The 11,924-nt window shown below is 49.4% G+C and carries 9 protein-coding genes; 8 read left to right on the top strand and 1 reads right to left on the bottom strand.

The features are described from left to right. The first annotated feature begins 108 nt into the window (after positions 1 to 108). The 8 genes from K4H25_RS07265 to mltA all read left to right on the top strand — a co-directional run bounded on the left by K4H25_RS07265 (position 109) and on the right by mltA (position 10,546). Entirely contained in the window at positions 109 to 1,050 is a 942-nt protein-coding gene (locus K4H25_RS07265) for a DUF4396 domain-containing protein (RefSeq protein ID WP_221022655.1), read from the top strand. A 155-nt stretch (positions 1,051 to 1,205) separates the two neighbouring features. Further along, on the top strand, positions 1,206 to 3,467 hold the full coding sequence (locus K4H25_RS07260; protein WP_221022654.1) for a mechanosensitive ion channel domain-containing protein: 2,262 nt from the start codon (positions 1,206 to 1,208) through the stop codon (positions 3,465 to 3,467). A gap of 8 nt (positions 3,468 to 3,475) precedes the next feature. Then, positions 3,476 to 3,769 carry a hypothetical protein gene (locus K4H25_RS07255; RefSeq protein ID WP_221022653.1) on the top strand — a complete coding sequence of 98 codons (294 nt, stop codon included), beginning with the start codon at positions 3,476 to 3,478 and terminating at the stop codon, positions 3,767 to 3,769. Positions 3,770 to 4,125: 356 nt separating this feature from the next. Further along, complete coding sequence (gene trpS, locus K4H25_RS07250; protein WP_221022652.1) at positions 4,126 to 5,157, top strand: tryptophan--tRNA ligase; 1,032 nt, start codon at positions 4,126 to 4,128, stop codon at positions 5,155 to 5,157. A gap of 241 nt (positions 5,158 to 5,398) precedes the next feature. Beyond that, entirely contained in the window at positions 5,399 to 6,580 is a 1,182-nt protein-coding gene (locus K4H25_RS07245; RefSeq protein WP_221022651.1) for a response regulator transcription factor, read from the top strand. 210 nt (positions 6,581 to 6,790) lie between these two features. Beyond that, entirely contained in the window at positions 6,791 to 9,076 is a 2,286-nt protein-coding gene (locus tag K4H25_RS07240; RefSeq protein WP_221022650.1) for an NADP-dependent malic enzyme, read from the top strand. Beyond that, a complete protein-coding gene (locus K4H25_RS07235) occupies positions 9,069 to 9,320 on the top strand; it encodes a PhaM family polyhydroxyalkanoate granule multifunctional regulatory protein (RefSeq protein ID WP_182075157.1) in 252 nt (83 codons plus the stop codon). The genes K4H25_RS07240 and K4H25_RS07235 overlap by 8 nt, the downstream gene beginning before the upstream one ends. Positions 9,321 to 9,331: 11 nt before the next feature. Beyond that, entirely contained in the window at positions 9,332 to 10,546 is a 1,215-nt protein-coding gene (mltA, locus tag K4H25_RS07230) for a murein transglycosylase A (protein ID WP_221022649.1), read from the top strand. A 100-nt stretch (positions 10,547 to 10,646) separates the two neighbouring features. On the opposite strand, the gene K4H25_RS07225 is transcribed toward mltA, so the two are convergent. After that, entirely contained in the window at positions 10,647 to 11,918 is a 1,272-nt protein-coding gene (locus K4H25_RS07225; RefSeq protein WP_221022648.1) for a dihydroorotase, read from the bottom strand. Positions 11,919 to 11,924 lie beyond the last annotated feature (6 nt).

Genomic DNA, 11,924 nt, shown 5'->3' with positions numbered 1-11,924 from the left:
ATTCGTTGCATCCAGATACCCCGTAGTAAATATCACCAAAATCAAACATAGCATCTCAAAAGTGATGGGCTATAACTACATTATTTCTTTCATAGAAGTATTGCCATCATGCCTCACGCTCCCCTACCCGATTGGCTAAGCACTCTGGCCATTTGCAGCATACTCATCGGTATCGCTTGCTTTATTTACATTCTGCTCGATCAACGTCAACGCCCCAAACCCATGATGTCGATCATGCTCTGGGTATGGCCAATTAATGCGCTTTGGGCTGGTCCATTGGCGATTTGGGCTTACCGCCACATTGGCAACGGCAGCAAACCGCGCATTTCGCACAGCGCATCCACCATGAAAATGCCCTCTCCCCCATCAACGCCGCAAGGCACGAGTGATGAAGCCAAGCCCGCAATGATGAACAGCATGCCGATGCAAGACATGCCAAACATGCCCAAGATGGATATGTCTAATATGGACATGTCCAATATGAAGATGCCTGCCCCTACTTCAACCCCAAACTCAATGTCGTCCATGCCAGAAATGAAAATGGAGATGCCGCCGCATATGAAAATGGATATGAAGATGGATATGAAGATGCAGATGGGCGCAAAAAAACCCTTCTGGCAAAGCATTACCGCCGGAACACTGCATTGTGGTGCCGGCTGTAGCCTCGCCGATTTAATTGGACCGTGGCTATTTGCTGCTTCACCCTTTTTATTATGGGGTAGTCCGGTCTTTGGCGAATGGGCGCTTTCCTATCTGCTAGCACTCGCCATTGGCGTTACCTTTCAATACGGTGGTTTAATCGGCATGGTGCCAGAAACCGGCGCTGCACTCTGGTGGCGTGCACTCAAAGTGGACTCACTGTCTTTAACTTCATGGCAAATTGGCATGTATGGCTGGATGGGATTGGCTATTTTTGTGCTCATTGGGCCAATGTCGCCCACCGAGCCAATATTTTGGTTCATGATGCAAATCGCCATGGCTTGCGGCTTTATCACCGCCTACCCCATGAACTGGTTTTTAGTCAAAGCGGGCATCAAAACCGCCATGTAACTGAGATTGATTCGTCAGCAATGCCATTGTCGCTCAGGCATCAGCATGCAAGATCGACGTGGCATGCTGACGCCCAAACCTTAGCTTGCATATTTCTGAATCACACCCGAGTGTAAAGCGTAAAATACCCCTCTCTGACTCAGCCTGCGCCGACTATGTCTCGTTTTTTTACTGTATTTTTGCTACTCATTTTCTCCAAAGCGATTGCTGCGCCGAGTGATTTACGTTTAACGCCTGCGCCGCTCAGCGCCAGTAGCACAGCATTAGTCAGCAGCAACAGCGAATTTGAACGCTTAAATCAGCGGCTGGAATTAGCCCAAGCAGCGCTCGCCACCTTAGAAAAAAACCCTACAGCACCAGATCGAGAATTAAATCGATTTTGGCTCACGCTCGAAATCTATGCCTACCGCCAGCATCTAGCCGCACTCAACGGCTTGAGTGCGCTCGAGCAAGAAAACCACACCCCACCTGCAAGCCTGCAAGCGAGCCAAAGCAAGGTACAGCTGCAAGGTGAGCGGCAATTGCTAGAGCAAGAAGTCGATATATTACGAAGCAACCTCAGCGTGCAAGAAGCCTACCTCAATACCATCCATGATGAATTAGGCCAAGCACAAGCCGAGTTACGCCTCAATCAAGATTTGCTGGAGAAAGCGCCAGCTCAAAGCAGTGCTCGCAGCCAAATTGCCGCCAAAATTGTGACTTCGCAACAAAAAGTCGACACTTGGCTCGCCACCTTGGCCAGTATTGATGCACGCCAGCAGTTTAATCGCGCGCAATTACAAGCCCGCCGTGAACAAGTACTGGCGCTCGATGCCACATTGGGTCCCAATCAAGATCAATTGCAAAGCGCGGTGATCAATGACGAGCTGCAACAAATTACTGCGCAACAACAGCATTACGCGCAATTACAAAACAATCAAATCACTAAAGAGCAGCAACTTCGCCAACAATTAGCCCAGCTAACAACTCAGCGCGACACACTCACTAGCAAATTGGAAAACCCTAAAACCAGCAATACCGCTGTTTTGCAAACGCAGCTATCTGCACTCGATCAACAGCTGCAAGGGCTCCAGCAACAACTGGAAACGCTGGCCATTGAATCTGGCGTTTTATCTGACTTAATGATGGCCAATACCATTGAGAGTAGCTTTTGGAAAAAACGCCTGGCACTGAAAAACTCCGGCAAACAAGCAGAAATTCAACAGCTCAATGAAGAAGCACAAACCTGGCAGCGCACCTTGCAAGGCACCCTCGTTGCCATGCAAAAATCAGCAGGTATTGCTCAGGACCAAATAGACCAACTAGGCCGAGCAAGTGATACCCCTGCAGCTTTACGACAAACGTGGCAAGACCGCGAAAGCATCTACCGCGAAGCGGCAATTGATTTACGTCGCTCGAATGAAAAATTTAATCGCTGGCTCAATAATGCCGCCCAACAAGACAAAACGCTGGCCATGCGTACCGATTATTGGCAAGAAAAAATGCATCGTCTGCTCACTCAAATCTGGCGCTATGAATTATTTAGCGTGAATGACAGCGTTGAAGTGGATGGACAAAACATCAGTATTTCGCGCGGCGTCACCATCGGCAAAATGTGCATCGCGGTGTTATTAATTACTGTTGGCTTTGCGATGTGTATTTTCTTTGGGCATTTAATCGAAAAAATCCTGATCAAACGCAGCCGTTTCCCCGAAGTTTCAATTCGAATTGCCAAGCGCTGGATCTTATCCATCGCCTTTATTGGGCTGCTGATCAATTCATTGCTGATTGTGCAAATCCCTCTCACGGCGTTTGCATTCTTGGGGGGTGCGATTGCCATTGGTCTAGGTTTTGGCATGCAAACGCTACTCAAAAACCTAATCAGCGGCCTGATGATGCTGCTTGAACGCCCGTTTCGTCCTGGCGACACCATTGCGGTTGCCGGTATTTTGGGGACCGTCGTCGATATGAATGTGCGTGCGGCCGTGGTGCGCGATGTGAATGGCATCGACACCTTGGTGCCCAATAGCACTTTTTTGGAACAAAATGTCACTAACTGGAGTTATACCAACAGCGTGATTCGCCAAGGCTTTCAAGTCGGCGTCGCTTATGGCAGTGATTTACGACTGGTTGCCAAGCTGCTCGAAGACGAAGTGCTGCGGCACGGCCAAATCTGCAAAAATAAACCACCCGAAATATTGCTCGAAGATTTCGCAGCCGATGCGCTCACCTTTGGTATTTATTATTGGGTGGATATCGGCGCCGGCATTATCGGCCGTCAAGTGGCCAGTGACTTGCGCTTTATGATCGATGCCAGTTTTAGAAAGCACGACATTTGCATTGCTTACCCGCAGCAAGATGTTCATCTAGATATCAAAAACCCACTCCAAGTTCAGCTCCAAGCGTCAACAGACCCTAGCACAACCGATCCACATTAAGGCTTTATATGTCAGAACACACATCCCTACTTCATATCGACTGGACGCCCGACGAAGCAAAAATCTATCAACGCCTCAGTCGGCAGCGGCAATGCACCAGTGTTGAGCTGATCAAGCACTGTGTAATTCAAAATCCGCATGGTTTAATTGCCGCGATGAATCAAAAACTCGCTGACAGCGACTGGCAGATCTTTGTGAGTGTGGCGCGTAGCAGTCGGCCACAAGCCACGCCAATTGCCTACTATCGTCTATGCCGAAAACCGTTAATGAGTTTTGACCCGCCACCGACACCGTCACTTTAAAGCGGCCTCATGTCTGCTGGCTGAGGCTAAATCATGTCACACGGCATACACGTTAATCAATGTAGGTATATAACTGCAAGCTTTGTTAAATAAAGTTTAAAAGCCAATACCTCAATATATTTATCGACATTAAACCCAAACACAGGGCAAAACACTTGACGGGCTAAAGTTAAGCCTGTCACTATTGGCCCATGAACATGATCCAACACCCCCTTTCTGTTGCTTATTACTGGTGGCGCCTCTAGGCGGCACTGGGCTTGTTGGTATCGACAAAACCTGCCGCCGGATTACGGTGACAGGTTTTTTGTTTTTTTACCCCTCTCCCATCCGGCGGCTCCACTTTAAGGAGCAGCATCATGTCACAACCATCTACCTCGTCGAATCCATCGGCAGCCACCATCGTGGTCACTGGCGACCGCACCACTGGCCCACTGCATTTAGGCCATTATGTTGGCTCATTACAAACTCGCCTTAGCTTACAAGAAACCCATCAGCCCTTTATTTTATTAGCCGACACGCAAGCTTTGGCTGATCATCAAGGCGATTATCGTGCTGTACGCCAGTCAGTGATTGATGTGGCACTAGACTACCTTGCCGTCGGCATCGACCCACAAAAATCAACCATCTTGATTCAATCGATGGTGCCGGAACTGGCTGAGCTGTCATTTTATTTAATGAATCTGGTCTCTATTGCCCGCTTAGAGCGCAATCCAACGGTTAAATCCGAACTCAAAGCCAAAGGGCAAGATCGCGATGTAGCCGCTGGTTTTTTAACTTACCCCGTGAGCCAAGCTGCTGACATTACCGCTTTACGCGGCACCTTGATTCCGGTCGGTGCCGATCAATTGCCGATGATTGAGCAGACCAATGAAATTGTTCGCCGGTTTAACCGCATGGTGGGCGACAACGTACTCAGTGAATGCACTGCCTTACTATCGAATACCAGTCGCCTACCAGGCATTGATGGCAAAACCAAAATGAGTCGTACCGCAGGCAATCACATTAGTCTTGCTGCCAGCGCCGATGACATTGTGCAGGCGGTCAATAAAATGTATACCGACGCCAACCATCTCACCATTGGCAGTCCGGGGCAGATTGAAGGCAATGTGGTGTTTAGCTTTTTAGATGCATTTGATGCCGAACCGGCACACGTCAATGAATTAAAAGCGCAATACCAGCATGGCGGTCTGGCTGATCGTGTGATCAAAGCGCGCCTTAACGAGCAATTACAAACCCTGATCGGACCGATTCGCGAACGCCGCGCGCAATTGGCAAAAGATCCGGATGCCATTTTGTCGATGTTACTGTGTGGCTCAGCCAAAGCACGACAAACCTCCGCACTAACCTTGCATAAAGTAAAAACTGCGATGGGGATGTACTACTTTTAAACCAGCTTTAAGCTGTCACTAAACTGCCATCCATTAAAATATAAACTATAAAGAGCCAAAGCAGCTGCATTCTGCTTTGGCCTAGCTTAAGCGACGGTCATTATATTTAAATCGTTAAGCAAAAGTTTTCTGGCATCGTAGCCTCGCCTTGCCGTACTCGATGTACTGCCGACGGCTTGGACGCCTTGCCATAAAACTTTTAAATCAATAGTTATCCGCTATTTCAATGGAAAGTTAGCCAATGCCACTCACGCTACTCATTGTTGATCCAGATTGTTCTGCTTACGACGCTTTGCGGCCCAATATCGAGGCGCATTTTGCAATACAAATGGCCCAAAACGGCTTAGATGCATTGGCGCTACTTGAGCAAACTCAGCCTGACATTCTACTCATCGACGGTAATTTAGCCGATCAGACTGCCTATGCGATTTGCCAGCGCTACAAAAACAACAATCCAAATGGCCAAATATTGTTTATTGCCAGCACTGAAAAAGCGGATTATGTCGCCGCTTATGGCGCTGGAGCGGACGACTTTATTAGTAAGCCATTTTGTAATGATGAATTACAACAAAAATTATTATTGTTTCAACGCAGCATCGAAGAGACCCAGCAACTGCGCAGCTCAGTCCAAGCGGCGACCGTTACGGCCATGCAAGCGATCTCAAATTCGGCCGAATTGGGCACAGTAATTAGTTTTTTTAAGCGCGCCAGCTTAGCGCCCGATGAAGCCAGCTTGCTCAAAGCGCTGGTACAAACCACAGCCAAATTCAACGTGCAAGTTGCCGCCCAAATTCACCAACAAAACACCTTGCACACGCTCAATAGCCAAGGACGCTGCAGTCCGCTCGAAGAGCATATGCTGCAAACCTTAGCGCAAGATCCGCAGCGCATTTATGAAATGGGCAAACGATTGGTGATTAATTTTCCAAGAATTATCTTGCAAGTCAAAGATATGCCCGTTAACCAGCCCGATTTGTGTGGCCGATTACGCGACCATATCGCCATTTTGGTTGAGGCGGCAGAAACACGACTCGACGGCATTTTAAATGAAACGCAAATTCGCGCTCAGCAGCAGCTCACCTTAAATGCAATTAGCTTAATTCAGTCCTCCATTCAAAAACTAGAAAACGAGTATCGCCATCAGGCGAGTTCCTCGATGTTATTGTTTAGCGAATTACAAGATCAGTTTGAACACAAGATGGTGTATTTGGGCCTCACCGATTCACAAGAAGGGGCTCTACTGGATATGATTGCGCATAGTCTGGCAGCAGCTACCCAAATTTATGATCAAGGTTTATCGCTCGATGATGAGTTTTCGCATGTGATCGCCACCTTGATTTATCTAACCCAACAATCACCACAGGCCGTTATAGCTGCGGCACCCGAGCCCGCAGAACCAAGTGATGACATCATGTTGTTTTAATTACGCAGCATAAAACAATCATCAAAAACACAGGGTATAGCCTCGTAAACTATTAACAACACTAACTAGATAGCAATACCTATAATATTTAGACTCACTTTTTAGTCATCGATGCTCTTTTTTATCTGTCTGTGGGAATATCCCTAATACTTTTCAGCGTCATATTCCCCCAGCATCAACTCACATCGATACACGCACCAGGGGCAGATCATGGACGAAGAACTCAGAAAGAAAGCACTTGAATATCACCGTTTCCCAAAGCCGGGCAAGATTCAAGTGGTGCCCACCAAAGGGCTAGCTAGCCAGCGCGACTTAGCTCTTGCCTATTCACCCGGCGTGGCTGCAGCCTGTGATGCCATCGTTGCCGATCCATCCGAAGCGCGCAATTTAACCGCGCGCGGTAATTTAGTTGCCGTGGTCACCAATGGCACTGCGGTTTTAGGTTTGGGCAATATTGGGCCTTTGGCCGGCAAACCGGTTATGGAAGGCAAAGGTGTATTGTTTAAAAAATTCGCTGGCATCGACGTTTTTGATATCGAAATCGACGAAAACGATCCCGACAAACTGATTGAAATCATTGCCTCGCTAGAGCCGACTTTTGGCGGTATCAACCTCGAAGACATTAAAGCACCCGAGTGTTTTTATGTAGAAAAAAAACTGCGCGAGCGAATGAATATTCCGGTGTTTCATGATGACCAGCATGGCACGGCGATTATTGTCGGCGCTGCGGTCAAAAACGCCCTCGCCTTACTGGATAAAAACATCGCCGATGTTAAATTAGTCGCCTCAGGCGCCGGTGCCGCCGCGATTGCGTGTTTAGACTTATTGGTTTCTTTAGGCGTACAAAAAAGCAATATTTTTGTTTGCGACTCCAAAGGCGTGATTTATAACGGCCGTGGCCCGCTGGACGAAACCAAGCAACGCTACGCGCGCGATACCGACATTCGCACGCCAGCCCAAGCGCTAGTCGGCGCTGATATTTTCTTAGGGCTATCAGGTCCTGGCGCGATTGACGCCGAAATGCTCAAAACCATGGCGGTCTCGCCATTGATCTTGGCTTTGGCCAATCCAAATCCAGAAGTGACTCCGCCAGAAGCGCGTGCAGCGCGCCCAGATGCGATTATTTGTACCGGTCGCTCGGATTATCCAAATCAAGTAAACAACGTACTTTGCTTCCCATTTATTTTCCGTGGCGCACTCGATGTCGGTGCCACGACGATTAATGAAGCGATGAAACACGCGGCAGTGAACGCGATTGCCGAGTTGGCGCACGCCGAGTTATCGGATGTGGTCGCCAATGCCTATAGCGGCAAATCACTGGCTTTTGGCGCAGAATATTTAATCCCAACGCCGTTTGATCCGCGCCTGATCGTTAAAATTGCCCCAGCAGTGGCCAAAGCGGCGATGGACAGCGGCGTTGCCACTCGCCCGATTGAAGATTGGGCAACGTATATCGAAGAACTCACGCAATTTGTGTATAAATCGAGTCTCTTTATGCGGCCGGTGTTTATGGCGGCCAAAAAAGCGCAAAAACGCGTGGTGTTTTGTGAAGGTGAAGATGAACGCACCTTGCATGCCGTGCAAGAATTACTCGATATGCGCTTATGCCAACCGATTCTAATCGGTCGCCCCCCGGTGATTGAGGCACGCATTGAAAAGCTCGGCTTGCGCATTCGCCTGGGTATCGACTTTGAAGTGTGTAACCCAGAAAATGATCCACGCTATCGCGAATACTGGCAGCTGTATTACAGCATCATGCAACGCAAAGGCGTTTCAGAAGACCTCGCCAAAGCCGAAGTTCGCCGCAAAACCACCCTGATCGGCGCTTTAATGGTCGAGCGTGGCGAAGCGGACGCCATGATTTGTGGTACTTACGGTTTGTATCACAATCATTTGGCGCACGTTAAAAATGTGCTGGGCTTAAAACCGGGCGTTTCGACGACGGCGGCAATGAATATTTTGCTCTTGCATTCAGGAAATATTTTCATCACCGACACCTATGTCAATGCCGACCCGAACGCCGAACAACTGGCTGAAATCACCATGATGGCGGCTGAAGCGGTGCGTAAATTCGGTATTGCTCCGAAAGCAGCGCTATTGAGTCACTCCAGCTTTGGCAGTAACGACAGCCCGTCAGCGCGTAAAATGCAAGAGGCACTACGTATTGTCACCGAGCAAGCGCCTGAATTAGAAATCGATGGTGAAATGCATGGTGATGCGGCGCTTTCGACCGCTATTCGGGCGCAGGTTTTCCCAAATTCCCGTCTCAAAGGGGAAGCCAATATTCTGATTATGCCGAATTTGGATGCGGCGAATATTTCGTTTAACTTGCTCAAAGCCACCGCAGTCGATGGCGTGACCATTGGTCCGATTTTGATGGGCATGGCCAAACCGGTGCATATTTTGACCCCAACTGCATCAGTTCGCCGTATTATTAATATGGCGGCATTGGCAGCGGTTGAAGCCGCAATGGCTGAGGAGCAAAATAATGAGTGAATTTAATCCAAACGATCCCTTTGGCTTTTTTGCCAATATGCTCAAGCAAGGTGCGAATAACCCATTTATTCCACCGCTGACCGAAGAAGAAATCGAGCGTAAAATAGTCGAATGTAAAACCGTCGAGCAATGGCTCAGCATGCAAATTGGCATGCTGCAAATGACGGTTAAAACACTCGAAATTCAAAAAGCCGGCTTAGCCGCTTTTAAACAAAATATCGACCCTAACCCTGAACACAGTTAAAACGGATCACAATGATTGAACGTCGCCCCGCCAAACGTCCTACTTTGGCGTTAAAGCACACACTGGCCAGCTTGTTGCTGGCCAGTTTTTTTACCGCCTGCGGCACTGCACCAGTCAAGCCGCCAGCGCAACCTAGCCCAACACCAAGTACCACCCCAGAACCCACAAGCCCCACACCAACAGCCGCACCACGCTATGTCGCCAGCAGCTGGCAAGCACTACCAGCTTGGTCACAAGATGAACTGGTTAAAGGTTTTCAAGCATGGCGTAATGGCTGCGCTCGACTACAAAAAAATCCAATTTGGGCTCCGATTTGCCAAGACGCCGCCAATGTAGCGCTAACCACACCGGCTATTCGCCAGTTTTTACAAACTCGGCTTACGCCTTATCAGTTACAAAATCCAGACCAAAGCACCACTGGACTCATCACCGGGTATTATGAGCCAGTCTATGCCGGTAGCCTCACGCAGACCAATACCGCCAATCAAGCCGTTTACGGCCCGCCGCGTGACATGATTACCGTCGCCTTAGAGAGCGTGTACCCTGAACTCAAAGGCAAACGCTTACGCGGTAAAGTGCTCGGCAATAAGCTGGTGCCTTTTCCTGACCGCGCCGAGATTGTTAAAAATGGCGTCAATGCCCCCGTATTGGCGTGGTTAAACGACCCAATGGACGTGCAGTTTTTACAAATCCAAGGCTCAGGGCGCGTGCAACTCAGTAATGGTGAACAACTGCGCTTAGGCTACGCCGACCAAAATGGTCGCCCGTATAAGCCTGTCGGGCGTTGGTTGGTCGAGCAAGGTTTGCTGCCAGCAAGTGAAGTCTCTATGCAAAGCATTCGTGCTTGGGCCAAAGCCAACCCTAAGCGAGTGAATGAATTACTCAATAGCAATCCAAGCTATGTGTTTTTCCGCACCTTACCCGCCAGTAATGACGGCCCGATCGGCTCGCTTGGCGTGCCACTGACTGCGGCGTACAGCATCGCCATCGACCCGAATACTGTTCCACTGGGCAGCATGGTGTTTATCGCCACGACGCGGCCTGATAACGCCGGCGGCATCCATCGTTTAGTTGCAGCACAAGACACTGGCGGCGCAATTCGCGGCAGTGTTCGCGCCGATTTCTTTTGGGGAACGGGCGACGCAGCGGGTGAACTCGCCGGAGAAATGAAGCAAAGCGGTAGCCTGTGGCTACTGTGGCCGAAAGGGCAAGCACTACCTAAATAATCAAGGCAACAAAAAGGGCTGCGCAACGCAGCCCTTTTATATATTAAGGTATCGCCCTAAAAACCAATCTATTTATGGTCTATCGCAATATACACAGCCATTAAGCAAAAACCACTTTGCCCTTTACCAGCGTGAATTTCACTTTACCCAGCATTTCATGCCCAATAAATGGCGTGTTTTTACCTTGGCTTTTTAGGCGTTCAGGAATCACTTGCCAATGCGCTTGGGCATCAAACACCACCAAATCAGCGCGATTGCCAACGGCTAAACCCGCTTCAAAGCCAAGCATTTTGGCTGGCATTGACGTGATTTTTGCCAGTGCTTGCGGCAAGCTAATATGCTGACTGCTGGCCCATTTGAGCGTTAACGGCAGCAATAATTCCAAACCTGTTGCGCCGCGCTCAGCTTGCGCAAACGGTAGCAATTTACCGTCATCATCCACCGGCGAATGATCCGAGCAAATGGCATCAATCGTGCCGTCGTTCAGCGCCTTCACAATTGCATCGCGATCAGACACCGCCCGCAGTGGCGGATCGAAACGATATTGGCTATCAAAGAAACCAATATCAATATCAGCCAAATGAATATGGTTGATGCTCACGTCACACGTCAGTGGCAGGCCTTCTGCCTTGGCGGCGCGAACCAAATCCAGACCGGCAGCGCTCGACATCCGCGCTAAATGCACGCGGCAACCGGTGGCGCGCATCAGTTGCACGATTTGCGCCACGGCGATGGTTTCGGCAATCACCGGAATGCCGGTTAAGCCCAGACGAGATGCATACGGACCATCGTGCGCCACACCGTCGTTCACCAAAGATGCTTCTTCAGGGCGCAAGCGCAGCTCATAGCCAAAATTGGCCGCGTACTGCATTGCGCGGTACAGCACTTGCAAGTCAGCAATCGGCACATCACCTTGCGAAAAAGCCACGCAACCAGCTTCGTTCAGCATCGCCATTTCGGTGATTTCTTTGCCCTTTAGGCCCACGGTCAACGCACCAACCGGATATAAACGCGCTAGATCGAGATTTTTTGCCCGTTGGCGTAAATTCATCACCAAGCCTGATTCATCAAGCACTGGATCGGTATCGGGTGGGCACACCACGCTGGTTACGCCGCCAGCTACAGCAGCGGCCATTTCTGATTTGAGCGTTGCTTTGTACTCAAAGCCGGGTTCACGCAAACGCGCGGCTAAATCGACCAAGCCCGGCGCAACAATCAGTCCAGTTGCATCAATCGTTTCATCCGCCACAAACCCAGCCGGCACAACACCCACCGCAGCGATTTTGCCATTGGCTAAATACAAATCAGCCACTTGCTCCGTACCGGCAATCGGATCGACCAAGCAACCATTTTTAATCAGAATATTTTTCATTTTTTA

The organism is Deefgea piscis, from assembly GCF_019665785.1.
In the GTDB taxonomy this organism is placed as follows: domain Bacteria; phylum Pseudomonadota; class Gammaproteobacteria; order Burkholderiales; family Chitinibacteraceae; genus Deefgea.
The sequence above is the reverse complement of the archived record's forward strand: the minus strand, read 5'-3'. Positions and strand labels throughout refer to the sequence as shown.

Coding starts and splice junctions, on each gene's coding strand:
- K4H25_RS07240 (WP_221022650.1), top strand. CDS start 6,791: ATGGACGAAGAACTCAGAAAGAAAGCACTTGAATATCACCGTTTCCCA.
- trpS (WP_221022652.1), top strand. CDS start 4,126: ATGTCACAACCATCTACCTCGTCGAATCCATCGGCAGCCACCATCGTG.
- K4H25_RS07255 (WP_221022653.1), top strand. CDS start 3,476: ATGTCAGAACACACATCCCTACTTCATATCGACTGGACGCCCGACGAA.
- K4H25_RS07225 (WP_221022648.1), bottom strand. CDS start 11,918: ATGAAAAATATTCTGATTAAAAATGGTTGCTTGGTCGATCCGATTGCC.
- K4H25_RS07265 (WP_221022655.1), top strand. CDS start 109: ATGCCTCACGCTCCCCTACCCGATTGGCTAAGCACTCTGGCCATTTGC.
- K4H25_RS07235 (WP_182075157.1), top strand. CDS start 9,069: ATGAGTGAATTTAATCCAAACGATCCCTTTGGCTTTTTTGCCAATATG.
- K4H25_RS07245 (WP_221022651.1), top strand. CDS start 5,399: ATGCCACTCACGCTACTCATTGTTGATCCAGATTGTTCTGCTTACGAC.
- mltA (WP_221022649.1), top strand. CDS start 9,332: ATGATTGAACGTCGCCCCGCCAAACGTCCTACTTTGGCGTTAAAGCAC.
- K4H25_RS07260 (WP_221022654.1), top strand. CDS start 1,206: ATGTCTCGTTTTTTTACTGTATTTTTGCTACTCATTTTCTCCAAAGCG.